Consider the following 23500-nt stretch of genomic DNA (forward strand, 5'->3'; position numbering starts at 1 on the left):
CTATTATGATTGAACATGAACTGGGGAACTGGAAAGATTTTATTGAAGGCATGCTTCGTAAATAAATTTCCGCAATGTGAACAGGGGAATAACGCGAAGTAAATAAGCGCGTCATCGTTCTGAACACATAAAGAAGGCGACCTTAAGGGTCGCCTTTTCTGTTATTAAGGCTCGCCGCCAACGCCCTACGGCTTATTGCGGACGCTCCTTCAGCGGAAAGCGACGGCGTACCAGCACAAAGAACAGCGGCACGAAAAAGATGGCCAGTACGGTAGCAGAGATCATCCCGCCCATCACCCCGGTACCGACCGCATGCTGGCTGCCGGAGCCGGCACCGGTGCTGGTCGCCATCGGCAGCACGCCGAAGATAAACGCCAGCGAGGTCATCAGGATGGGGCGCAGACGCTGACGGCAGGCCGACAGCGTGGCGCTGAGCAGATCCTGGCCTTTCTCGTTCAGCTCGTTGGCGAACTCAACGATCAGAATGGCGTTTTTCGCCGACAGGCCGATCACCGTCAACAGGCCCACCTGGAAATAAACGTCATTTTCCAGGCCACGCATCCAGGTCGCCAGCAGGGCGCCAATCACCCCGAGCGGGACCACCAGCATCACCGAGAACGGCACCGACCAGCTCTCGTACAGCGCCGCCAGGCACAGGAACACCACCAGCAGCGAAATCGCGTACAGTGCCGGCGCCTGAGCGCCAGAGAGGCGTTCCTGGTAGGACATGGCGGTCCATTCGAGGCCAAAGCCGGTTGGCAACTGCGCGGCCAGCTTCTCCATCATGTCCATCGCGGTGCCGGTACTGATACCCGGCGCCGCCTCACCAACGATCTCCACCGCCGAGTAGCCATTGTAGCGTTCCAGCCGCGGCGAGCCGGTCTCCCAGCGTGAGGTGGCGAAGGCCGAGAACGGCACCATCGTGCCGCTGCTGTTGCGGACATACCAGAGATTGATATCGTCTGGCAGCATCCGGTATTTCGCCGCTGCCTGGACGTAGACTTTCTTCACCCGGCCGCGATCCATAAAGTCGTTGACGTAGCTCGACCCCCACGCGGTTTGCAGCGTATCGTTGATGTCGTCAATGGAGACGCCCAGCGCCTGCGCTTTACGCTGATCGATATCGACCTGCAGCTGCGGACTGTCGTCGAGCCCGTTATGGCGGACCCGGGTCAACAGCGGGTTTTTGCCGGCCAGCTCAAGCAGCGTATCGCGTGCCGCCATCAGCGCATCGTGCCCCTTACCGGCGTGATCCTCAAGCTCCATATCGAAGCCTGCCGAACTGCCGAGGCCGCTGATGGCCGGCGGGCTGCTGGCGATGACCCGCGCTTCGTTGATCTGATTAAACGCTTTGGTGGCGCGTTCAATAATGGCAAAGGAGGAGCCGGTTTCCGGGTCGCGCTGGTCCCAGTCTTTGAGACGCACAAACATGCGGGCCACGTTCTGCCCGTTGCCGCCGGGGCCGGAGCCAACGGTAGCGAACACCGACTCGACGTTCTGCTTCTCGTTATTGAGGAAGTAATCTTCCGCCTTCTGCACCACCTTCAGCGTCTGCTGCTGGGTGCTGCCGCTCGGCAACTGGACCGAGGTGGTGAACATCCCGCGATCTTCCAGCGGCAGGAACGAGGTGGGCAGATGCAGGAACAGGAACACCATCCCGCCGAGCAGGACGACGTAGATCAGCATCCAGCGCAGCGAGCGGTGAAGAATTTTGCCGACAAAGGTTTCGTAGCGGCTGGCGCTGCGGTTGAAGGTGCGGTTGAACCAGCCGAAGAAGCCTTTTCTTTCATGGGATTCACCTGGCTTAACCGGCTTGAGCAGCGTGGCGCAAAGGGCCGGAGTGAGGATCATGGCCACCAGCACCGAGAGGACCATCGCCGCGACGATAGTGATTGAGAACTGGCGATAGATGGCCCCGGTGGTGCCGCCGAAGAAGGCCATTGGCACAAACACCGCCGACAGCACCATGGCGATCCCCACCAGCGCGCCCTGAATTTGTCCCATCGATTTGCGGGTCGCCTCGCGTGGCGACAGGCCCTCCTCGCTCATGATGCGCTCGACGTTCTCCACCACCACGATGGCGTCATCCACCAGCAGGCCGATCGCCAGCACCATCGCGAACATCGTCAGGGTGTTGATGCTGTAGCCACAGGCATACAGCACCGCAAAGGTGCCCATCAGCACCACCGGCACGGCGATGGTCGGGATCAGGGTGGCGCGGAAGTTCTGCAGGAACAGATACATCACGAGGAAGACCAGCAGGATCGCCTCCAGCAGCGTTTTGACCACATCAGTGATGGAGGCCTTTACGAAGGAGGTCGTCTCGTAGGCGACTTTATATTCCAGACCGTGAGGAAAATACTGCGACAGCTCATTGAGGCGATTGATCACGCGCTCCGCCGTGGCCATTTCGTTGGCGCCGGAAGCAAGCTTAATTCCCAGGCCCGAAGCGGCCTGCCGGTTGTAGCGGCTGAGGTAGTCGTACTTCTCCGCCCCCATCTCGACGGTGGCGACATCGCCCAGCGTCACCTCTGAACCATCCTGATTGACGCGCAGGGTGATATTGCGGAACTGCTCCGGGGTTTGTAGCAGAGATTGCGAGTTGATGGTGGCGTTCAGCGCCTGCTTATCGACCGAAGGCGTCCCGCCAAGCTGGCCGACGGCAATCTGGGCGTTCTGCGAACTGATGGCGTCGGTCACATCCTTGGTGGTCAGCTGGTAGCTATTGAGCTTCGCCGGGTCGAGCCAGATGCGCATTGAGTATTGCGAGCCGTAGGCGTCGATATCCCCCACGCCGTTGACGCGGCTGAGCGGGTCCTGAATGTTACTGGCGACGTAGTCGGCAATATCTTGTTTATCCATGCTGCCGTCGGTGGAGACGAAGGCGAGGGTCAGGATATTGGTGTCGCCGGTTTTGCGCACCGTCACCCCCTGGTTTTGCACTGCCTGCGGCAGTTTACGCATCGCCGACTGCAGCTGGTTCTGAACCTGCTGCACGGCTTCGTCCGGGTCGGTACCGGCGGTGAAGCTGAGGGTGATCGTCGCCTGGCCAGTGGCGCTGCTCTGGGAGGACATATACATCAGGTTATCGAGGCCGGTCATATTCTGTTCGATAACCTGGGTGACGGTATTCTCCAGGGTTTGCGCGGAGGCGCCGGGATAGTTGGCGGTGATCCGCACGTTCGGCGGGGCGAGGTCGGGATACTGTTCAACGGGAAGCGACAAAATGGCAAGGGTGCCCGTCAGACATAACAGGATTGCCAGCACCCACGCAAAAATGGGGCGATCGATAAAGAAATTCGCCATCAGAATGAAGACCTCATATGCACATTTTTTTGTTATTGCACAGCCTGTGCCACTTTAGCGCCAGCGCCTCCGGCAATCGTGGAGAAATTAAGGAGATAGTGTAATTTATCATGTTGCTTTTGCCGTATCGTAAAGAAACCTCGAACTTTCCTGCCAGCAGGCAGTGAGCCTGCTTTGCAGCCTCAGAGAGGCGCATTATCTCTTGCCGGTGTGAAACCTCATTTCATTTAAGTCAAAAAAATTGATCCAAAACGGATTCTCTCCAGAAAAAGTTTATCCTGGGCATTTGGACATTGTTCCGGCGCCGTCTTGTCGGGTAATAAATAGTCATGCGCATTGAGGGGTTATTCACCAAAAAGACAAAAGGAAGCCATGAACCACTTTATTTTGAGCGATAGTCGAAAATGTATCGGCTGCCAGGCCTGCGAAGTGGCCTGCGTAATGGCGCATAACGAGGAGCAACACGTGCTGACCCCGCAGCGCTTTTTACCTCGTATCACCGTCATCAAAGCGGCGGGCCAGCGTAACGCTATCACCTGCCGCCACTGTGAAGACGCCCCCTGCGTCCGCAGTTGCCCCAACGACGCCATTGCCCAGTCCGGCGACAGCGTTCAGGTCAGTCAGGAGAAATGCATTGGCTGTAAATCCTGCATGGTGGCCTGCCCGTTCGGGGTGATGCAGGTGGTGGTGACGCCGCAGGCTGCGGGCCTGGTAAAGGCCAGCGCGCAGAAATGCGATCTGTGCCAGGGCCGCGAGGCGGGACCGGCCTGTGTGGAAAACTGTCCCGCGCAGGCACTGACCCTCGCCGACGATGAGACGTTGACCGCGCTGGCGAAGCAGCGGCGACTGCGCTCGGCATGCCAGGAGGTGCAGCCGTGGCAGCGCGGTACGCCGACCTGCAGCCAGCCCAATGTTGGCGCGAAGGTCAGGCAAATGGCGATGACGCCGCCGCGCGGGGAGCCGGATAAGCTGGCGGCGGAGGCGCGTAAGAGCCACTTTGAGGAGATCTATCAGCCGTTCACCCCGGCGCAGGCGCAGCAGCAGGCCGCCCGCTGCCTCACGTGTGGGGAACACAGTATTTGCGAATGGACCTGCCCGCTGCATAACCATATCCCGCAGTGGGTCGAGCTGGTTAAGGCGGGGGATATCGCCGCCGCGGTCGCGCTTTCCCATCAGACCAACTGCCTGCCGGAGATCACCGGTCGCGTCTGCCCCCAGGACCGGCTGTGTGAAGGTGCCTGCACCCTGCGCGATGAAAGCGGCGCAGTCACCATCGGCAACATTGAGCGCTATATTTCCGACCAGGCGCTGGCCAGCGGCTGGCGTCCGGACCTCTCGCAGGTTAAGCCGAGCGGTAAGCGGGTGGCGATTATCGGCGCCGGGCCGGCCGGGCTGGCCTGCGCCGATGTGCTGGTGCGTCACGGCGTCCAGCCGGTGGTTTTTGACCGTCATCCGGAGATTGGCGGTCTGCTGACCTTCGGCATCCCGGCGTTCAAGCTGGATAAATCGCTGCTGGCCCGGCGGCGGGCCATTTTCAGCGAGATGGGTATCCGCTTTGAGCTCAATTGCGAGGTGGGGAAAGATATCCCCATGGCGACGCTGCTGGCCGACTATGACGCGGTGTTCGTCGGCGCCGGAACTTATCGCTCCATGAAGGCGGGGCTGCCGAACGAAGAGGCCCCCGGCGTCTACGATGCGCTGCCGTTTCTTATCGCCAACACCAAACAGGTAATGGGGCTGGCGGCATCGGCTCAGGAGCCTTATATCAACACCGCCGGGCTGAACGTCGTCGTGCTGGGCGGCGGCGATACAGCGATGGACTGCGTGCGCACCGCGCTGCGTCACGGCGCCCGCCAGGTGACCTGCGCCTATCGGCGGGATGAAGCCAACATGCCGGGCTCGAAAAAAGAGGTCAAAAACGCCCGCGAAGAGGGGGCGGTCTTTGAGTTTAACGTCCAGCCGGTGACCCTGGAGCTGGACGAAAGCGGGCGGGTGAATGGGGTACGTTTTCTGCGCACCGAACTGGGCGCCCCGGACGCGGGAGGAAGACGCCGCCCGACGCCGATCCCCGGCAGTGAGTTTGTTATGCCGGCGGATGCGGTGATCATGGCCTTTGGCTTCCACCCGCACCGCATGCCCTGGCTGGAAGCGGCGGGCGTGGCGCTGGACAGTCAGGGGCGCATCAAAGCCGGCGTCGAGAGCCGTTACCGTTACCAGACCAGTCAGGAGAAGATCTTTGCCGGCGGCGATGCCGTGCGCGGCGCAGACCTTGTAGTGACGGCGATGGCGGAAGGCCGTCACGCGGCGCAGGGGATCCTGGATTATCTGGCGCTGAAAACGACGCCGCTTCACTGACGACAAACCCGGCCCCGCAGCGTAGTATGAGGGCGTCCTTTTACGCTGTGGGGTCGGTATGTCACTCAATATTCACGTCATTAAAGATAAAATCCTCTCTGAGAACTGGTTCGTACTACGCAACATGACTTATGAGCTAACGCGGGCGGACGGCAGCGTCGTGCGCCATAAGCGCGAAGTCTACGATCGCGGCAATGGCGCCACCGTACTGCTGTATAACCGCCATAAGCAGACGGTGGTCCTGGTGCGGCAGTTCCGGGTCGCCACCTGGGTCAATGGCAATCATGACGGCATGCTGATTGAAACCTGCGCCGGGCTGCTGGACAACGACGAGCCGGAAGCCTGCATTCGTAAAGAGGCGGTGGAAGAGACCGGCTACGAAGTGGGCGAGGTGCGTAAGCTGTTTGAGTTGTTTATGTCGCCAGGTGGCGTTACCGAAGTGGTGCATTTCTTTATCGCCGAGTACAGCGACGCGCAGCGAACCACCAGCGGCGGCGGGGTGGATGATGAAGCCATCGAGGTGCTGGAGCTGCCTTTTAGCCAGGCGCTGCAGATGGTCGCTGACGGTGAGATCCGCGACGGTAAGGCGGTCATCCTGCTGCAGTATCTGCAAACCTCCGGCCTGATGTCGGGGAACTCTGACAAATCCGATTGAGTAAGCGGCTGCCGTTGTCCAGGATAGGCGCCGTGGTCGGGTTTATCTGGGGTCGGGCGGTTCATGCTTTTTCGCATCATTTATTTCCTCTTTCTGGCGGTGCTGCCTTGCTCGCAGGCATGGTCGGCACCGACGCAGCAGCGCTTCAACGACTGGCAGGTCACCTGTAACAACCAAAATTTCTGCGTCACCCGTAACGTGGGGCTGCATTATGGGCTGGTGATGACCCTCAGCCGCAGCGCCGGAGCAGTGACTGACGCCAGCCTGCGTATCGAACTGGGGGGCACCGGTAATCCGGTGGCGACGCTCGCGCCGATAGCGCCGCGCCTGCTGCTGGATGGCAAACCGGTGTCCCTGACCGACAAGCGCTGGCACATTGAAGATAAGCTCATTAAAACCGCCGACAGCGTGACGATCGATGCATTTCTCCAGCAGGTTCAGGAGGGGAAAGCTCTCTCGCTGGCCAATGGCCTGCAGAGCATCTCCCTGCAGGGGTTGAAAGCGGCTCTGTTTTTTATCGACGATCGGCAAAAGCGGGTAGGCAGTGAAACGGCCTGGGTCGGCAAAGGGGAAGAGCCGCCGCTCAGCGTACCGCCGGCCCCGGCGCTGCGCGCAGTGGCGACCGCGGAAACAGCGCAGTCGCCGCTGGGGCGTGAGGAGCTCAACGATCTGATGGACTACGGTAATGAGCGGATGACCAACAGCAACTGCTCCCTCGATCCCTTCCGCCGTGAAATTCGCGTTACTGCGCTGACGGATGACAAAGTGCTGCTGATGACCAGCTGCGAATCCGGCGCGTACAACACCGTCTGGCTGGCCTGGCTGGTCTCCCGCCAGCGGCCCTATGTCGCCCGTCAGGTGCGGCTGACGCTGCCGTTTCAGCCGCCGGGCGAGGCACCGCGGGAGATCGAGCTTATCAACGCCAGCTACGATGATCGCCGCCATGAGCTGGTGACCCTGGATAAAGGCCGCGAGGCCGGCGATTGCGGGATCCAGACCCGCTGGCGTTTTGACGGCCAGCGGTTCAGTCTCTCCCGCTACGCGCAGCAGCCGACGTGTGATAACTGGCAGGGGCCAGACGCCTGGCCCACGCTGTGGATCACCCGTTAAGCACCTGCTCCGCGGTGGCGACGATATGGTCGACCGTAAAGCCAAAGAACGGAAACAGCTGCTCTGCCGGGGCGGATTCGCCATAGCCGGTCATGCCGACGATCTTGCCTTTTAAGCCGACATATTTATACCAGTAGTCCGCTATCCCGGCCTCGACCGCCACCCGCGCGCTGACGTCCGACGGCAGCACCGACTCGCGCCAGGCCTCATCCTGGGCATCAAACACATCGGTGGAAGGGAGCGAGACCACCCGCACATTCACCCCGTTCGCCAACAGTTTTTCTGCGGCCAGCACAGTGATCTCCACTTCCGAGCCGGTGGCGATGAGGATCAGGTCGGGCTTCCCGCCGGCATCTTTCAGCACGTAGCCTCCCCGGGCAATAGCCTGCACCTGTTCCGGGGTGCGCGGCATCTGCGCCAGGTTTTGCCGCGACAGGATCAGCGCCGTTGGTCCGTTCTGGCGCGCAATGGCCGCCTGCCAGGCGACGGCGGTCTCCACCTGGTCGCAGGGGCGCCAGGTGCTGAAGTTGGGCGTCAGTCGCAGACTGGCCAGCTGTTCCACCGCCTGGTGCGTCGGGCCATCTTCCCCGAGACCGATGGAGTCATGGGTATAGACCATGATCTGCCGGGCCTTCATCAGGGCCGCCATGCGCGCGGCGTTGCGGGCGTATTCCACAAACATCAGGAAGGTCGAGGTATACGGAATGAAGCCCCCGTGCAGGGCGATGCCGTTGGCCACCGCGGTCATGCCAAATTCGCGCACGCCGTAGTGGATATAGTTGCCCGCAGGATCGTCTTTAATCGATGTCGAGCCAGACCAGATGGTCAGGTTACTCGGCGCAAGATCCGCCGAACCGCCCAGCAGTTCCGGGAGATGCGGGCCGTAGGCGTTCAGCGCGTTTTGCGAGGCCTTGCGGCTGGCGATTTTCGCCGGCTCGGCCTGCAGTTTCGCCACGTAGTCGCGGGCGGTCGCGGCAAAGTCTTCCGGCAGGGTGCCATCCATGCGGCGAGTCAGCTCAGCGGCCAGCTCCGGAAACTGCTGCTGGTAGGCGGCGAATTTCTCGTTCCAGGCGTGCTCGGCTTTTTCGCCGCGCGGACGCGCATCCCAGCCCTGATAGATCTCTTTCGGGATCTCGAAGGGCGGATATTTCCAGCCCAGCTGCTGGCGGGCCAGGGCCACCTCTTTTTCGCCCAGCGCCGCGCCGTGAGACTCTTCCGACCCCGCTTTGTTGGGCGAACCGAAGCCGATGATGGTCCGACAGATAATCAGCGACGGCTTATCTTTCACCGCCTGCGCTTCCGCAATGGCCTGTTTAATGGCCTGCGGATCGTGACCATCAATGTCACCGATCACATGCCAGTGATAGGCGCGGAAGCGTTCGGCCGTATCATCGGAAAACCAGCCTTCAGTTTTGCCGTCGATGGAGATGCCGTTGTGATCGTAAAAACCGATCAGCTTACCCAGTCCGAGCGTACCGGCCAGCGAACAGGCCTCATGGGAGATCCCCTCCATCAGGCAGCCATCGCCCATGAAAACCCAGGTGTGATGGTCGATAATCTCATGACCGGGGCGGTTAAACTGTGCCGCCAGGGTGCGTTCGGCGATGGCCATGCCGACGGCGTTCGCCAGCCCCTGGCCCAGCGGGCCGGTGGTGGTCTCCACCCCGGGGGTATAGCCATGCTCCGGGTGGCCCGGCGTTTTTGAGTGCAACTGACGGAACTGCTTGAGTTCTGACAGCGGCAGATCGTAGCCGGTCAGGTGCAACAGGCTGTAGAGCAGCATCGACGCGTGGCCGTTGGACAGAATAAAGCGGTCGCGGTCCACCCAGCCAGGGTTCTGCGGATTGTGCTTGAGAAAATCGTTCCACAGCACTTCGGCAATGTCTGCCATCCCCATTGGCGCACCGGGGTGGCCGGAATTGGCTTTCTGCACCGCGTCCATACTCAGGGCGCGGATGGCGTTGGCAAGCTCTCTTCGGGACATAGTTTTCTCCGTGAGACTAAAGTGACAGTTTGGCGGCAAGCAGATCTTCCAGTTTGCGCTGATCGACGGCGAACAGGCGGATCCCCTCCGCCAGCTTTTCGACCGCCATCGGGTCCTGATTATGTTCCCAGCGGAACTCCGCCTCGCTGAGCGGCACCGGGCGCGGCAGGATCTGGCTGGCAGGGATCAGTTTGCGCACCACCGGGGCGTCGCTGGCCTGCAGCTCTTTTAACAAGGGCGGGGCGATGGTCAGCCGGTCGCAGCCGACCAGGGCGAGGATCTGTTCGGTGCGGCGGAAGCTGGCGCCCATCACGATGGTGGTGTATTTATGCTGTTTGAAGTAGTCATAGATATTGCGCACCGATTTCACCCCCGGATCTTCCTCCACCACGTAAGGATTCAGCGGCTTACGCGCCTGATACCAGTCATAAATACGCCCGACGAAAGGGGAGATCAGATAGACCCCGGCTTCGGCGCAGGCCCGGGCCTGGGCGAAGGAAAACAGCAGCGTCAGGTTGCAGTGGATGCCTTCTTTTTCCAGCGTCTCGGCGGCGCGGATCCCCTCCCAGGTGGATGCCAGTTTGATCAGGATCCGCGACTTATCAATGCCCATCTCCTGATACAGCGCCACCAGATGGCGCGCCTTCTCGATGCTCTTCTCCCGGTTGAAGGAGAGCCGGGCGTCCACCTCGGTGGAGACCCGGCCCGGAATGCTTTTGAGGATCTCCGCGCCAAAATTGACCGCCAGCTTATCGCAGGCGTGAGTCACCTGCGCTTCACGGCCGCCTCCTTGCTTTTTCGCCCAGGCGATGGCGTCGTCAATGAGTCCGCTATAGGACGCCAGGCCGGCGGCCTTCAGCAGCAGGGAGGGGTTAGTGGTGGCATCTTCCGGATGATAGTGGCGAATGGATTCGATGTCGCCGCTGTCGGCGACCACGGTGGTGAACTGCTTGATGCTGTCTAGCTGATTCATAGATAAGTCCTCCTGGAACAAGGTGTTACATGAGTGCTTGCCGGTATGCGGTATAAATAGTGATGAGGTACATAACCAAAAAGCATAGCAGACGGGGCTATTATTGGCGGCGAATCCGGGTAACATAACCGCTATAAATTGATAACAACCAGATCATAGCGATGGCCAGAGTTTGGCGGTGTTCAAAGTTTATCGCCCCGCCAGGAGGGATACTGTCTGCCACTGAAAGGTGAACGACAGGATGGTCATCACGCTTTTCCCCTACGAACGATACGTGAAAGAAAGGAATAGAAAATGGATGAGCAGTTAAAACAGAGCGCCCTCGACTTCCACGAATTTCCGGTTCCCGGAAAAATCCAGGTCTCGCCGACCAAACCTCTCGCCACCCAGCGCGATTTGGCGCTGGCCTACTCGCCGGGCGTCGCGGCCCCCTGTCTGGAAATCGAAAAAGATCCGCTGGCCGCCTACAAATACACTGCCCGCGGCAACCTGGTGGCGGTCGTCTCCAACGGCACCGCGGTGCTGGGGCTGGGGAATATCGGCGCGCTGGCCGGCAAGCCGGTGATGGAGGGCAAAGGCGTCCTGTTTAAGAAATTCGCCGGCATCGATGTGTTTGATATCGAAGTCGATGAGCTGGATCCGGACAAATTCATTAACGTCGTCGCCGCCCTCGAGCCGACCTTCGGCGGTATCAACCTGGAAGATATTAAAGCGCCGGAGTGTTTCTACATCGAGCAGCAGCTGCGCGAGCGGATGAATATTCCGGTTTTCCATGACGATCAGCATGGCACGGCGATCATCAGCACCGCGGCGATCCTCAACGGTCTGCGCGTCGTCGAGAAGAATCTGTCCGACGTGCGGATGGTGGTCTCCGGCGCGGGCGCGGCGGCGATCGCCTGCATGAACCTGCTGGTGGCGCTGGGGATGCAAAAGCACAACATCGTGGTCTGCGATTCGAAAGGCGTCATCTATAAAGACCGTGAACCGAACATGGCGGAAACCAAAGCCGCCTACGCAGTGGAAGACGACGGCAAACGTACGCTTGATGATGTGATCGACGGCGCCGACATTTTCCTCGGCTGCTCTGGCCCGAAAGTGCTGACTCCGGAGATGGTGAAGAAGATGGCGCGCGCGCCGCTGATCCTTGCCCTGGCCAACCCGGAGCCGGAAATTCTGCCGCCGCTGGCGAAGCAGGTCCGCGATGACGCCATCATCTGTACCGGTCGCTCCGACTACCCTAACCAGGTCAACAATGTGCTCTGCTTCCCGTTCATCTTCCGCGGCGCGCTGGACGTCGGCGCGACGGCGATCAACGAAGAGATGAAGCTGGCGGCGGTGCACGCCATTGCCGAGCTGGCCCATGCTGAGCAGAGCGAAGTGGTGGCCTCCGCCTATGGCGATCAGGATTTAAGCTTTGGTCCGGACTACATCATTCCGAAACCGTTCGACCCGCGGCTGATCGTCAAGATTGCCCCTGCGGTGGCGAAGGCGGCAATGGATTCCGGCGTGGCAACGCGCCCCATCGCTGATTTTGACGCCTATATCGAGAAGCTGAGCGAGTTCGTCTATAAAACCAACCTGTTTATGAAGCCTATCTTCTCTCAGGCGCGCAAAGAGCCGAAGCGCGTGGTGTTGGCGGAAGGGGAGGAGACCCGGGTGCTGCACGCCACTCAGGAGCTGGTGTCGCTGGGGCTGGCCAAACCGATTCTGGTGGGGCGCCCTAGCGTGATTGAAATGCGCATCCAGAAGCTGGGTCTGCAGATCAAGGCCGGCGTTGACTTTGAGATCGTCAATAATGAATCCGACCCGCGGTTTAAAGAGTACTGGAGCGAGTACTACCAGCTGATGAAGCGCCGCGGCATTACCCAGGAGCAGGCGCAGCGGGCGGTGATTAGCAACACCACGGTGATTGGCGCCATCATGGTTCATCGCGGTGAAGCGGATGCGATGATCTGCGGGACTATCGGCGAGTACCACGACCACTACCGCGTGGTGCAGCCGCTGTTTGGCTATCGCGACGGCGTCAGCACCGCCGGGGCGATGAATGCGCTGCTGCTGCCGAGCGGCAACACCTTTATCGCCGACACCTATGTCAATCACGATCCCTCCCCGGAAGAGCTGGCGGAGATCACCCTGATGGCGGCGGAAAGCGTGCGTCGCTTCGGTATTGAGCCGCGGGTGGCATTGCTGTCGCACTCCAACTTTGGTTCCGCCGACTGCCCGTCAGCCAGCAAGATGCGCAAAACCCTTGAACTGGTGAAGGCGAGCGCCCCGGAGCTGATGATCGATGGCGAAATGCATGGCGACGCCGCGCTGGTGGAAAGCATCCGCAACGACCGCATGCCGGACAGCCCGCTGAAGGGATCGGCCAATATTCTGGTGATGCCGAATATGGAAGCCGCCCGGATCAGCTATAACCTGCTGCGTGTCTCCAGTTCGGAAGGGGTGACCGTCGGGCCAGTGCTGATGGGGGTGGCGAAGCCGGTGCATATTCTGACGCCGATCGCCTCCGTACGCCGCATTGTGAATATGGTGGCGCTGGCGGTTGTCGAAGCGCAAACCGAACCGCTGTAATCTCGTTTTTTTCCCATTAACGCGCGGAGAGTTTTCCGCGCACAATATCAGGCAGGCCGGCGAGTAAAAACGCTGAGCCTGCCTTTTTAATTCCGCCGCATTATTATTTTCTCTCCTGAGTGATCCACTTCACCTTTTAACCCCACTTGCCGAAATTTGTTATTTGCCGCGCTGAAATACCGTCACCATGAGGACAGATTTCAGGGGGGCAATCAGTCATGGATAAAGAACGCATTATTCAGGAATTCGTACCAGGCAAACAGGTCACACTGGCGCATCTGATTGCCCACCCGGGAGCGGAGCTGGCGAAAAAGATCGGCGTACCCGAATCCGGCGCGATCGGCATTATGACGCTGACACCGGGGGAAACAGCGATGATCGCCGGCGATCTGGCGATGAAGGCCGCCGATGTGCACATCGGTTTTCTCGACCGGTTTAGCGGCGCGCTGGTGATCTACGGTTCGGTCGGCGCGGTGGAGGAGGCGCTCCTGCAGACCATCGGCGGGTTAGGCCGCTTATTAAATTATACCTTGTGCGAATTAACGAAAAGTTAATTGAGAGCGACCATGAAGCGTATTGCCATTGTCGGCGCCGTCGGTGCAGGAAAAACCACGTTATTTAATGCCCTGCAGGGAAATTATTCCCTCGCCAGAAAAACGCAGGCGCTGGAATTTAACGATCGTGGCGACATCGATACACCCGGGGAATATTTCAGCCATCCGCGCTGGTATCACGCCTTAATTACCACCCTGCAGGATGTGGACACCCTGATTTATGTCCACGCGGCCAATGATACCGAAAGTCGCCTGCCTCCCGGGTTACTGGATATTGGCAGCCGAAAGCACCTTATCGTGGCGATCAGTAAAACGGATCTGCCGGATGCCAACCTCGCCGCGGTGCGGCAGCTGCTGGACGGGATGGGGTTTCAGGCGCCGGTTTTCGCCCTCAACGGTTGCGATCCGCAAAGCGTCGCGTCGCTGGAAAATTATTTGAGTGAGCTCAGCCAAAAGGAGGAAGGGCCAGGTGAAGAAACTCATTACCGCTAACGATATTCGTGCCGCCCACGCGCGCGGCGAACAGGCGATGTCAGTTGTTCTGCGCGCCAGCATTATCACCCCGGAAGCGCGCGAAGTCGCCGAGCTGCTGGGATTCACTATCACCGAGGATGATGGCGCCGCGCCGGCGGCGACAGCGGCGGACAGCGACAAAACGGAAAGCCAGCGGATCCGCGAAACCATCCTGGCGCAGTTGCCGGAAGGCCAGTTTACCGAAAGCCTGGTGGCGCAGCTGATGGAAAAGGTGATGAAGGAGAAGCAGTCCCTGGAGCAGGAGGCGATGCAGCCAGGATTTGACTCCGTGACCGGCAAAGGCGGCATCAAAGTGATCGACGGCAGCAGCGTGAAGTTTGGCCGCTTCGACGGCGCCCAGCCGCACTGCGTTGGCTTAACGGACCTGGTGACCGACCAGGATGGCAGCAGCATGGCCGCCGGATTTATGCAGTGGGAGAACGCCTTCTTCCCGTGGACGCTGAACTACGACGAAATCGATATGGTGCTGGAGGGCGAGCTGCATGTGCGCCATCAGGGGGAAACGCTGATTGCCAAAGCAGGGGACGTCATGTTTATCCCGAAAGGCGCCAGCATCGAATTCGGTACCCCGTCGACGGTGCGCTTCCTGTACGTCGCCTGGCCGGCAAACTGGCAATCGCTATGAACGATTTCATTACCGAAGCGTGGCTCAGAGCGAATCATACGCTCAGCGAAGGCGGTGAAATCCATCTTCCTGCCGACGCTCGCCTGACGCCCTCGGCGAGGGAGCTGCTGGAAAGTCGGCATCTGCGGGTCAAATTTCTCGACCGCCAGGGGCGCCTGTTTGTCGAGGATGACGAACAGACGCCGCAGCCGGTGCATGTCCTGACCAGCCGCGACCATCCGCCCCAGGCCTGCTGCGAGCTCTGTCACCAGCCGGTGGATAAAAAGCCGGACACCCTGACCCACCTGACGGCCGATACCCTGGTGGCGAAAAACGATCCGCGGCTGGCCTTCCGTGCGGTGCTGGACAGCACCATCGCTCTGACGGTGTGGCTGCAAATTGAACTGGCGGAGTCCTGGCAGCCGTGGCTGATGGATATCCGTTCGCGGCTGGGCAACATCATGCGCGCCGACGCGCTGGAGGAGCCGCTGGCGGCGCAGTCGATAGCCGGATTCAGCGAGGGACAGTTACACCGTCTGTCCCATCAGCCGCTGCGCTTCCTGGGCCACGATCACCTGGTGCCGGAGGCCCGCCATGGGCGCGAGGTCGCGCTGCTTAATCTGCTGCGCGGCAAAGTCCGCGAGGCGGAGGTGACCGCGGCGCAGGTGTTTATCACGCCGCAATTTGCGGTCCGGCGCGCCGATATTATGCAAGCGCTCAACCGTCTCTCCAGCGCGGTCTACGTGATGATGATCCTGGGCGTGACGGATTCGCCGCCAACCCTCAGCCAGCTGCAGCAGCAGCTGGGAGGTGAAGATGATCATTGACCAATGCCGCAAACTGGCGCTGCGCGCCCCCGCCCGAGTGGTGTTCCCGGATGCGCTGGACGTCCGCGTGCTGAAGGCGGCGCATTATCTGCAGCAGCAGGGCCTGGCGCGTCCGATCCTCGTGGCCAGCCCCTTCGCACTGCGGCAGTTTGCCCTTGGCGAACGTCTGCCGCTGACCGGAGTGCAGATCATTGATCCGCACAGCAACCTGGCGATGCGCGAGGCGTTTGCCGCCGCCTGGCAGGCGCGCGCCGGCGATAAAGCGCCCGCTGACGCCGTCGACAAGCTGGCCGACCCGCTGATGTTCGCCGCGGCGATGGTCAGCGGCGGTGAGGCCGAGGTGTGTATCGCCGGGAATCTCTCGTCAACCGCCAGCGTGCTGCGCGCCGGTCTGCGCCTTATCGGCCTGCAGCCGGGGTGTAAAACGCTCTCTTCGCTGTTTCTGATGCTGCCGCAGTATGCCGGCCAGCCGCTGGGGTTTGCCGACTGCAGCGTGGTGCCGCAGCCGACGGCGGCGCAGCTGGCGGATATCGCGATTGCCAGCGCCGAGACCTGGCAAGCGATCGCTGGCGAAGCGCCGCGGGTGGCAATGCTGTCCTTCTCCACGCACGGCAGCGCCCGGCATCCCTGTGTGGCTAACGTCCAGCAGGCCACGGAGATCGTGCGTCAGCGGGCGCCACAGCTGATGGTCGATGGCGAACTGCAGTTTGACGCCGCCTTTGTACCCGACGTCGCTGCGCACAAAGCGCCCGGCAGCCCGCTGCGGGGGCGGGCCAATGTGCTGGTCTTCCCATCGCTGGAGGCGGGCAACATCGGCTACAAAATCGCCCAGCGATTGGGTGGATATCGCGCCATCGGGCCGCTGATCCAGGGCCTCGCCGCCCCGCTTCACGACCTCTCGCGAGGCTGTAGCGTAGAGGAAATTATCGAACTGGCGCTGGTGGCGTCGGTACCGCGCCAGACGGACGCAAGCCGGATCCCCGACTCGTCCACGCTGGTTGAATGAATGGTCCCCTTCAGGACCCCTTATGAGAGGAAAACACAATGGAAGCATTAGGAATGATTGAAACCCGGGGCCTGGTTGCACTGATTGAGGCCTCCGACGCCATGGTCAAAGCGGCCCGCGTCAAGCTGGTAGGCGTGAAACAGATCGGTGGCGGCCTGGTGACCGCCATGGTGCGCGGCGATGTCGCGGCGTGCAAAGCCGCCACGGATGCCGGGGCGGCGGCGGCTCAGCGTATCGGTGAGCTGGTCTCTGTACATGTCATCCCGCGCCCGCATGGCGATCTGGAAGAGGTCTTCCCGATCAGCTTCAAGGGCGACAGCAACATCTAACGGGGGAGGGGGTGCCGGAAAGTTCGGGCCGGATGAGACGTCAGGGCGTCGCTATCCGGCCATGAAAAGGCATGAATGCCGGATGGCGCTGCGCTTTTCCGGCCTGCACATCACACGCGGAGACGGACATGAAGCTGGCTGTTGTTACCGGATATGTGGTCTGCACCGTACGCCATGAAGGGCTGGCCCACGACAAACTGCTGATGGTGGAGATGCTCAATGCCCGCGGCGAACCCGACGGGCAATGCGCGGTCGCCATCGACAACATCGGCGCGGGATGCGGGGAGTGGGTGCTGCTGGTCAGCGGTAGCTCGGCGCGACAGGCGCACGCACAGGGCGCCTCTCCGGTCGATCTGTGCGTGATTGGCATCGTGGATGAGGCTGCGGCCGATGGTCAGGTGCTCTTCCATAAGTAGGGTGAAAAATCATGAATCAACAGGACATTGAACAGGTAGTGAAAGCGGTACTGCTGAAAATGAAAGACAGCAGTCAGCCTGCTGACGCCGTTCATGATAGGGGCGTTTTTGCCTCACTGGATGACGCTGTCGCGGCGGCAACGGCGGCCCAGCAGGGATTAAAGCGGGTGGCGATGCGTCAGCAGGTGATTCAGGCCATTCGTGAGGCGGGTGAAAAGCATGCCCGTGAACTGGCGGAGCTTGCGGTGACGGAGACCGGCATGGGACGCGTTGAAGATAAGTTTGCCAAAAACGTGGCGCAGGCTCGGGGTACACCAGGCGTGGAGTGTCTGACTCCGCAGGTGCTGACCGGCGATAACGGCCTGACGCTGATTGAAAACGCGCCCTGGGGGGTGGTGGCCTCGGTCACGCCCTCGACCAATCCGGCGGCGACGGTGATTAACAACGCCATCAGTCTGATTGCCGCCGGCAACAGCGTAGTCTTTGCCCCCCATCCGGCGGCGAAACAGGTCTCGCAGCGGGCGATCACCTTGCTTAACCAGGCGGTAGTGGCCGCCGGCGGCCCGGCCAACCTGCTGGTGACCGTGGCGAACCCGGATATCGACACCGCCCAGCGGCTGTTTAAGTACCCTGGCATCGGCCTGCTGGTGGTGACCGGCGGCGAAGCAGTGGTCGAGGCGGCGCGCAAACATACCAACAAACGCCTGATTGCCGCCGGGGCCGGCAACCCGCCGGTGGTGGTGGATGAGACCGCCGATCTGCCGCGCGCCGCGCAAGCGATCGTCAAAGGCGCCTCGTTTGATAACAACATCATCTGCGCCGACGAGAAGGTGCTGATCGTGGTCGATAGCGTCGCCGACGAACTGATGCGCCTGATGGAAGGCCAGCAGGCGGTGAAACTCACGGCGGCGCAGGCCGAACAGCTCCAGCCGCTGCTGCTGAAAAATATCGACGAGCGCGGCAAAGGCACGGTCAGCCGCGACTGGGTCGGCCGCGATGCGGGCAAAATCGCCGCGGCGATTGGCCTGCAGGTGCCGGCGCAAACCCGCCTGCTGTTCGTGGAAACCCCTGCCAGCCATCCGTTTGCGGTGACTGAACTGATGATGCCGGTGCTGCCGGTGGTGCGGGTGGCGAACGTCGAGGAGGCCATCGCCCTGGCGGTGCAACTGGAAGGCGGCTGCCACCATACGGCGGCGATGCACTCGCGCAATATCGACAACATGAACCAGATGGCGAATGCCATCGACACCAGCATCTTCGTCAAAAACGGGCCGTGCATCGCCGGGCTTGGGCTGGGCGGTGAGGGCTGGACCACCATGACCATCACCACCCCAACCGGGGAAGGGGTAACCAGCGCGCGGACCTTCGTTCGTCTGCGCCGCTGCGTGCTGGTGGATGCGTTTCGAATCGTATAAGGGATGAACATGGCGCACGACGAACAACGCTGGCTTTCGCCGAGACTGCAAAAAGCCGCTGCCCTGTGTAACCAGGCGCCCGCCGCCAGCGAGTCGCCGCTGTGGCTGGGTATCGATTTAGGTACCTGCGACGTGGTGTCGATGGTGGTCGACCGTGATGGCCAGCCGGTTGCGGTATGTCTTGACTGGGCCGATGTGGTGCGCGACGGCATCGTCTGGGACTTCTTCGGCGCCGTCACCCTCGTGCGCCGTCATCTCGCGACCCTCGCAAAGCAGCTGGGCTGCCGCTTTACGCATGCGGCGACCTCGTTTCCGCCCGGCACCGATCCGCGCATTTCGATCAACGTCCTGGAGTCCGCCGGGCTGGAGATCAGTCATGTGCTGGATGAGCCCACCGCGGTGGCGGATCTGCTGCAGCTCGATAATGCCGGGGTGGTGGACATCGGCGGCGGCACCACCGGGATCGCCATCGTTAAACAGGGCAGGGTGACGTATTCGGCGGATGAAGCCACCGGCGGACACCATATCTCCCTGACTCTGGCCGGGAATCGCGGCATCGGGCTGGAAGAGGCTGAGCAGTACAAGCGCCGCCATGCCGGAGAGATCTGGCCGGTAGTGAAACCGGTGTACGAGAAGATGGCTGAGATTGTCGCCCGACATATTACCGGACAAGGGATTGGTGATTTGTGGCTGGCAGGCGGCGCCTGCATGCAGCCGGGCGTCAGGGCGCTTTTTTGCCAATGTTTCCCGACGCTGAAGGTGCATTTACCCCGGCACAGCCTGTTTATGACCCCGCTGGCAATCGCCAACAGCGGGAGGGAAAAAGCGGAGGGGATCTATGCAAGCTGAACTGCAGACGGCGCTGTTCCACGCCTTCGATACGCTGAATCTTCAGCAAGTGAAAAGCTTCAACGTTCCGCCGGTGACGCTGCACGGCGTCGGCGCGCTGGCGGCCTGCGGCCCGCAAGCGCAGGCCCGGGGCCTGAAGCATCTGTTTGTCATGGTTGACCGTTTTCTCCATCAGGCGGGAATGACCGCCGGGCTGGAGCGTAGCCTGGCGATGAAAGGGGTTGCCATGACCCTCTGGCCCTGTCCCGCCGGCGAACCCTGCGTCACCGATGTCTGCGCTGCGGTCGCCCAGCTGCGGGACGCGCGCTGCGACGGCGTGGTGGCCTTCGGCGGCGGCTCGGCGCTGGATGCGGCGAAAGCGGTGGCGCTGCTGGTCGCCAACCCTGAGCAGACGCTGGGGGAGATGACGGAGCACAGCGAATTACAGCCACGTCTGCCGCTGATCGCAGTGCCGACCACCGCCGGCACCGGGTCAGAAACTACCAACGTGACGGTGATTATTGATGCGGTAAGTGGACGCAAACAGGTGCTGGCGCATGCCTCGCTGATGCCGGATGTGGCGATCCTCGACGCCGCCCTAACTGAGGGCGTTCCCCCGTCTGTCACGGCGATGACCGGGATTGATGCGCTGACCCACGCCGTCGAGGCCTACAGCGCCCGTCACGCCACGCCGTTTACCGACAGTCTGGCGATGGGGGCGATAGCCATGATCGGCGAAGCGCTGCCGAAAGCGGTGGGCTGCGGCCAGGATCTGGCGGCGCGGGAGAACATGCTGCTGGCCTCCTGTATGGCGGGGATGGCGTTTTCCAGCGCCGGGCTGGGGCTATGCCATGCCATGGCGCATCAGCCGGGGGCGGCGCTGCATATTCCGCACGGTCTGGCCAACGCCATGCTGCTGCCAACGGTGATGGGCTTCAACCGTATGGTATGCCGGGGGCGCTTCAGCCAGATCGGCCGGGCGCTGACCGGCAGGAAAACCGATGACCTTGAGGCAATCGCCGCCGTGCGCGAACTGATTGCGGAAGTCGGTCTGACGATGCGGCTGTCGGATGCCGGCGCGACGCCCGCGCACTACGCCACCTGGGCACAGGCGGCGCAGGACGACATCTGTCTGCGCACCAATCCACGCACCGCCACCCGGGAGCAGATTATCGAGCTGTACGCGGCGGCGCAATAAATGCGGATTTTCCCGGAGGCGTGTGGCTGTGGCTTTCCCGGCTCGCGCTGCGCTTAGCCGGGCTACAGGATCACAGCCGTCTGCTATGCCGTAGCCCGGGTAAGGCGTTCACGCCGCGACCCGGGAAAGTTCCCCGAGTGCGGCTAATGTCCCCGTATTCACAGTATCTACCAATCATAAATGACAGGGAGTAAGGGCTATGGGAATTAACGAAATCATCATGTACATCATGATGTTCTTTATGCTGATTGCCGCCGTGGACAGGATCCTGTCGCAGTTCGGCGGCTCGGCGCGCTTTCTCGGCAAACTGGGGAAAAGCATTGAGGGATCCGGCGGTCAGTTTGAAGAAGGGTTTATGGCGATGGGCGCGCTGGGCCTGGCGATGGTCGGGATGACCGCCCTGGCGCCGGTGCTGGCCCATCTGCTCGGTCCGGTGATTATCCCGCTGTATGAGATGCTCGGCGCCAACCCGTCGATGTTTGCCGGCACGCTGCTGGCGTGCGACATGGGCGGTTTCTTCCTCGCCAAAGAGCTGGCGGGCGGCGACGTGGCGGCCTGGATGTACTCGGGCCTGATCCTCGGCTCCATGATGGGGCCGACCATTGTGTTCTCCATTCCGGTGGCGCTCGGCATTATCGAACCTGCCGATCGCCGCTGGCTGGCGCTCGGCGTGCTGGCGGGCATTGTCACTATTCCTATCGGCTGTATCGCCGGCGGTCTGGTGGCGATGTATTCCGGGGTGGAGATCAACGGCCAGCCGGTAGCGTTTACCTTCGCGCTGATCCTGATGAATATGATCCCGGTGATCATCGTCGCCGTGCTGGTGGCGCTGGGGCTGAAGTTCATTCCGGAAAAAATGATCAACGGCTTCCAGATCTTCGCCAAATTCCTCGTGGCGCTGATCACCATCGGCCTGGCGGCGGCGGTGATCAAGTTCCTGCTCGGCTGGGAGCTGATCCCAGGACTCGACCCGATCTTTATGGCGCCTGGTGACCAGCCCGGCGAGGTGATGCGCGCCATCGAAGTCATTGGCTCTATCTCCTGCGTGCTGCTCGGCGCTTACCCGATGGTGCTCCTGCTGACCCGCTGGTTTGAAAAGCCGCTGATGCGTGTCGGTAATCTCCTCAAAATCAACAATATGGCTGCCGGCGGCATGGTCGCTACCCTCGCGAACAATATCCCGATGTTCGGCATGATGAAGCAGATGGATACCCGCGGAAAAGTGATCAACTGCGCCTTCTCAGTGTCAGCGGCGTTCGCCCTCGGCGACCATCTCGGTTTTGCGGCGGCCAACATGAACGCCATGATCTTCCCGATGATCGTCGGCAAGCTGGTCGGCGGCGTTACCGCGATTGGCGTGGCGATGCTGCTGGTGCCAAAAGATGAAAACGTACCGGCGCCTGCCAACACCGAAGCGGAGGCGCACTCGTGAACACGCGCCAGCTGTTGAGCGTCGGTATTGATATCGGCACCACCACCACGCAGGTGATCTTCTCGCGCCTCGAGCTGGTGAACCGCGCGGCGGTCTCCCAGGTGCCGCGCTACGAATTCATCAAACGCGACATTAGCTGGCAAAGCCCGGTCTTTTTTACGCCGGTTGATAAGCAGGGAGAACTGAAAGAGGCCGAGCTTGAGGCGCTGATTCTGGCTCAGTACCGGGCCGCCGGGATTGCCCCGCAAGCGGTGGACTCCGGGGCGATCATCATCACTGGTGAAAGCGCGAAAACCCGCAATGCCCGCCCGGCGGTGATGGCGCTCTCGCAGTCGCTGGGCGATTTTGTCGTCGCCAGCGCCGGGCCGCACCTGGAGTCGGTCATTGCCGGACACGGCGCCGGGGCGCAGACCTTGTCCCGGCAGCGGATGTGCCGGGTGCTTAATATCGATATTGGCGGCGGTACCTCGAACTATGCCCTGTTTGACGCCGGTAACCTCAGCGCCACCGCCTGCCTCAACGTCGGCGGCCGCCTGCTGGAAACCGACGCTCAGGGGCGCGTGGTCCACGCGCACTCGCCAGGACAGCGGATTGTCGATGCGGTATTCGGCCCGGGAACCGATGCTTTATCGTTGACTGCGGGTCAGCTGGCGCAGGTGGCGCGCCGGATGGCGGGGCTGATCGTTGAGGTGATCGACGGCAGGCTCTCACCGCTGGCGCAGGGGCTGATGCAAACCGAAGTACTGCCTGCGGGTGTTCAGCCGGAGGTGATTACTCTTTCCGGCGGAGTGGGGGAGTGCTACCGCCATCAACCCGCCGATCCTTTCTGTTTTTCCGATATCGGGCCGCTGCTGGCCACGGCCCTGCACGAGCATCCGCGCCTGCGTGAAATGAACGTGCAGTTTCCGACGCAAACCGTGCGCGCCACGGTGATTGGCGCCGGGGCGCATACGCTGTCCCTGTCCGGAAGCACCATCTGGCTGGAGAGGGTTCAACTGCCGCTGCGTAATCTGCCGGTGGCTATCCCGCAGGATGCCGCCGATCTGCCGAACGCCTGGCGGCAGGCGCTGACGCAGCTCGATCTGGCCCCCGAGGCGGACACTTACGTGCTGGCGCTTCCCGCTGCGCTACCGGTGCGCTACGCCACCTTACTGACCGTAATTGACGCCCTGCTGGCGTTTGTCGCCCGCTTTCCCAATCCGCGTCCGCTGCTGCTGGTGGCCGAGCAGGATTTTGGCAAAGCGCTGGGCATGCTGCTGCGGCCGCAGCTTCCACACCTTCCGCTGGCGGTCATCGATGAGGTGAGCGTCCGGGCGGGGGACTATATCGACATTGGTACGCCTCTTTTTGGCGGATCGGTTGTGCCGGTGACGGTGAAATCACTCGCATTTCCTTCCTGA

General features: G+C 61.5%; 20 protein-coding genes. 17 read left to right on the forward strand and 3 right to left on the reverse strand.

The window, feature by feature from the left end:
- Positions 1-5: 5 nt before the first annotated feature.
- Positions 6-65, forward strand: coding sequence for a protein YpfM (ypfM, locus tag AS136_RS28265; RefSeq protein WP_100181659.1), 60 nt, complete (start codon positions 6-8; stop codon positions 63-65).
- Positions 66-192: 127 nt separating this feature from the next.
- On the opposite strand, the gene acrD is transcribed toward ypfM, so the two are convergent.
- On the reverse strand, positions 193-3306 hold the full coding sequence (gene acrD / locus AS136_RS18945) for a multidrug efflux RND transporter permease AcrD (protein ID WP_023340604.1): 3114 nt from the start codon (positions 3304-3306) through the stop codon (positions 193-195).
- Positions 3307-3678: 372 nt separating this feature from the next.
- Here acrD and aegA point away from each other — a divergent pair, with 372 nt between their 5' ends.
- The 3 genes from aegA (at position 3679) to AS136_RS18960 (ending at position 7426) form a co-directional block, all read left to right on the forward strand.
- Positions 3679-5661 carry a formate-dependent uric acid utilization protein AegA gene (aegA, locus tag AS136_RS18950; protein WP_048293512.1) on the forward strand — a complete coding sequence of 661 codons (1983 nt, stop codon included), beginning with the start codon at positions 3679-3681 and terminating at the stop codon, positions 5659-5661.
- 58 nt (positions 5662-5719) lie between these two features.
- Entirely contained in the window at positions 5720-6316 is a 597-nt protein-coding gene (nudK, locus tag AS136_RS18955; RefSeq protein WP_002913754.1) for a GDP-mannose pyrophosphatase NudK, read from the forward strand.
- A gap of 63 nt (positions 6317-6379) precedes the next feature.
- Positions 6380-7426: a DUF1176 domain-containing protein gene (locus AS136_RS18960; protein WP_012540917.1), complete on the forward strand. Its 1047-nt coding sequence runs from the start codon at positions 6380-6382 to the stop codon at positions 7424-7426.
- Here AS136_RS18960 and tkt read toward each other — a convergent pair.
- Positions 7416-9410 carry a transketolase gene (gene tkt, locus AS136_RS18965; protein ID WP_008803842.1) on the reverse strand — a complete coding sequence of 665 codons (1995 nt, stop codon included), beginning with the start codon at positions 9408-9410 and terminating at the stop codon, positions 7416-7418. The genes AS136_RS18960 and tkt overlap by 11 nt on opposite strands.
- 16 nt (positions 9411-9426) lie before the next feature.
- Positions 9427-10383, reverse strand: coding sequence for a transaldolase (gene tal / locus AS136_RS18970; protein WP_063266904.1), 957 nt, complete (start codon positions 10381-10383; stop codon positions 9427-9429).
- Between the two features lie 294 nt (positions 10384-10677).
- On the opposite strand from tal, the gene maeB reads away from it, so the two are divergent.
- The 13 genes from maeB to eutA all read left to right on the forward strand — a co-directional run bounded on the left by maeB (position 10678) and on the right by eutA (position 23500).
- Positions 10678-12957, forward strand: a complete 2280-nt coding sequence (maeB, locus tag AS136_RS18975) for an NADP-dependent oxaloacetate-decarboxylating malate dehydrogenase (RefSeq protein ID WP_008803844.1) — start codon at positions 10678-10680, stop codon at positions 12955-12957.
- Between the two features lie 218 nt (positions 12958-13175).
- Entirely contained in the window at positions 13176-13511 is a 336-nt protein-coding gene (gene eutS / locus AS136_RS18980; protein ID WP_002913729.1) for an ethanolamine utilization microcompartment protein EutS, read from the forward strand.
- Positions 13512-13523: 12 nt separating this feature from the next.
- Complete coding sequence (gene eutP, locus AS136_RS18985) at positions 13524-14003, forward strand: ethanolamine utilization acetate kinase EutP (protein ID WP_012540920.1); 480 nt, start codon at positions 13524-13526, stop codon at positions 14001-14003.
- The gene (eutQ, locus tag AS136_RS18990; RefSeq protein WP_008803846.1) at positions 13981-14670 is read left to right on the forward strand and encodes an ethanolamine utilization acetate kinase EutQ; all 690 of its coding nucleotides are present in this window, start codon (positions 13981-13983) and stop codon (positions 14668-14670) included. The genes eutP and eutQ overlap by 23 nt, the downstream gene beginning before the upstream one ends.
- The gene (eutT, locus tag AS136_RS18995) at positions 14667-15476 is read left to right on the forward strand and encodes an ethanolamine utilization cob(I)yrinic acid a,c-diamide adenosyltransferase EutT (protein WP_012967464.1); all 810 of its coding nucleotides are present in this window, start codon (positions 14667-14669) and stop codon (positions 15474-15476) included. The genes eutQ and eutT overlap by 4 nt, the downstream gene beginning before the upstream one ends.
- Positions 15466-16482 carry a phosphate acetyltransferase gene (pta, locus tag AS136_RS19000; RefSeq protein WP_012540923.1) on the forward strand — a complete coding sequence of 339 codons (1017 nt, stop codon included), beginning with the start codon at positions 15466-15468 and terminating at the stop codon, positions 16480-16482. Before eutT ends, pta begins: the two co-directional genes overlap by 11 nt.
- 38 nt (positions 16483-16520) lie before the next feature.
- Complete coding sequence (gene eutM / locus AS136_RS19005; RefSeq protein WP_000387720.1) at positions 16521-16811, forward strand: ethanolamine utilization microcompartment protein EutM; 291 nt, start codon at positions 16521-16523, stop codon at positions 16809-16811.
- 128 nt (positions 16812-16939) lie between these two features.
- Positions 16940-17227: an ethanolamine utilization microcompartment protein EutN gene (gene eutN, locus AS136_RS19010; RefSeq protein WP_012540924.1), complete on the forward strand. Its 288-nt coding sequence runs from the start codon at positions 16940-16942 to the stop codon at positions 17225-17227.
- Between the two features lie 11 nt (positions 17228-17238).
- On the forward strand, positions 17239-18642 hold the full coding sequence (locus AS136_RS19015) for an aldehyde dehydrogenase family protein (protein WP_016161620.1): 1404 nt from the start codon (positions 17239-17241) through the stop codon (positions 18640-18642).
- A gap of 9 nt (positions 18643-18651) precedes the next feature.
- The gene (gene eutJ / locus AS136_RS19020) at positions 18652-19491 is read left to right on the forward strand and encodes an ethanolamine utilization protein EutJ (RefSeq protein ID WP_050887461.1); all 840 of its coding nucleotides are present in this window, start codon (positions 18652-18654) and stop codon (positions 19489-19491) included.
- Entirely contained in the window at positions 19481-20668 is a 1188-nt protein-coding gene (gene eutG / locus AS136_RS19025; RefSeq protein WP_016161619.1) for an ethanolamine utilization ethanol dehydrogenase EutG, read from the forward strand. Before eutJ ends, eutG begins: the two co-directional genes overlap by 11 nt.
- Positions 20669-20867: 199 nt before the next feature.
- Positions 20868-22100 (forward strand): ethanolamine utilization protein EutH, encoded by a 1233-nt coding sequence (eutH, locus tag AS136_RS19030; protein ID WP_008803853.1) that lies wholly within the window; start codon positions 20868-20870, stop codon positions 22098-22100.
- Entirely contained in the window at positions 22097-23500 is a 1404-nt protein-coding gene (eutA, locus tag AS136_RS19035) for an ethanolamine ammonia-lyase reactivating factor EutA (RefSeq protein ID WP_023323082.1), read from the forward strand. Before eutH ends, eutA begins: the two co-directional genes overlap by 4 nt.

Origin of the sequence: Klebsiella sp. D5A (assembly GCF_001620885.1) — a bacterium.
Classification (GTDB): Bacteria; Pseudomonadota; Gammaproteobacteria; order Enterobacterales; family Enterobacteriaceae; genus Klebsiella; species Klebsiella variicola.

What these genes read in the sequence shown, in the direction of transcription:
- acrD (WP_023340604.1), bottom strand. Translation starts at nt 3,306, where the DNA reads ATGGCGAATTTCTTTATCGATCGCCCCATTTTTGCGTGGGTGCTGGCA.
- aegA (WP_048293512.1), top strand. Translation starts at nt 3,679, where the DNA reads ATGAACCACTTTATTTTGAGCGATAGTCGAAAATGTATCGGCTGCCAG.
- nudK (WP_002913754.1), top strand. Translation starts at nt 5,720, where the DNA reads ATGTCACTCAATATTCACGTCATTAAAGATAAAATCCTCTCTGAGAAC.
- AS136_RS18960 (WP_012540917.1), top strand. Translation starts at nt 6,380, where the DNA reads ATGCTTTTTCGCATCATTTATTTCCTCTTTCTGGCGGTGCTGCCTTGC.
- tkt (WP_008803842.1), bottom strand. Translation starts at nt 9,410, where the DNA reads ATGTCCCGAAGAGAGCTTGCCAACGCCATCCGCGCCCTGAGTATGGAC.
- tal (WP_063266904.1), bottom strand. Translation starts at nt 10,383, where the DNA reads ATGAATCAGCTAGACAGCATCAAGCAGTTCACCACCGTGGTCGCCGAC.
- maeB (WP_008803844.1), top strand. Translation starts at nt 10,678, where the DNA reads ATGGATGAGCAGTTAAAACAGAGCGCCCTCGACTTCCACGAATTTCCG.
- eutS (WP_002913729.1), top strand. Translation starts at nt 13,176, where the DNA reads ATGGATAAAGAACGCATTATTCAGGAATTCGTACCAGGCAAACAGGTC.
- eutP (WP_012540920.1), top strand. Translation starts at nt 13,524, where the DNA reads ATGAAGCGTATTGCCATTGTCGGCGCCGTCGGTGCAGGAAAAACCACG.
- eutT (WP_012967464.1), top strand. Translation starts at nt 14,667, where the DNA reads ATGAACGATTTCATTACCGAAGCGTGGCTCAGAGCGAATCATACGCTC.
- pta (WP_012540923.1), top strand. Translation starts at nt 15,466, where the DNA reads ATGATCATTGACCAATGCCGCAAACTGGCGCTGCGCGCCCCCGCCCGA.
- eutM (WP_000387720.1), top strand. Translation starts at nt 16,521, where the DNA reads ATGGAAGCATTAGGAATGATTGAAACCCGGGGCCTGGTTGCACTGATT.
- eutN (WP_012540924.1), top strand. Translation starts at nt 16,940, where the DNA reads ATGAAGCTGGCTGTTGTTACCGGATATGTGGTCTGCACCGTACGCCAT.
- AS136_RS19015 (WP_016161620.1), top strand. Translation starts at nt 17,239, where the DNA reads ATGAATCAACAGGACATTGAACAGGTAGTGAAAGCGGTACTGCTGAAA.
- eutJ (WP_050887461.1), top strand. Translation starts at nt 18,652, where the DNA reads ATGGCGCACGACGAACAACGCTGGCTTTCGCCGAGACTGCAAAAAGCC.
- eutG (WP_016161619.1), top strand. Translation starts at nt 19,481, where the DNA reads ATGCAAGCTGAACTGCAGACGGCGCTGTTCCACGCCTTCGATACGCTG.
- eutH (WP_008803853.1), top strand. Translation starts at nt 20,868, where the DNA reads ATGGGAATTAACGAAATCATCATGTACATCATGATGTTCTTTATGCTG.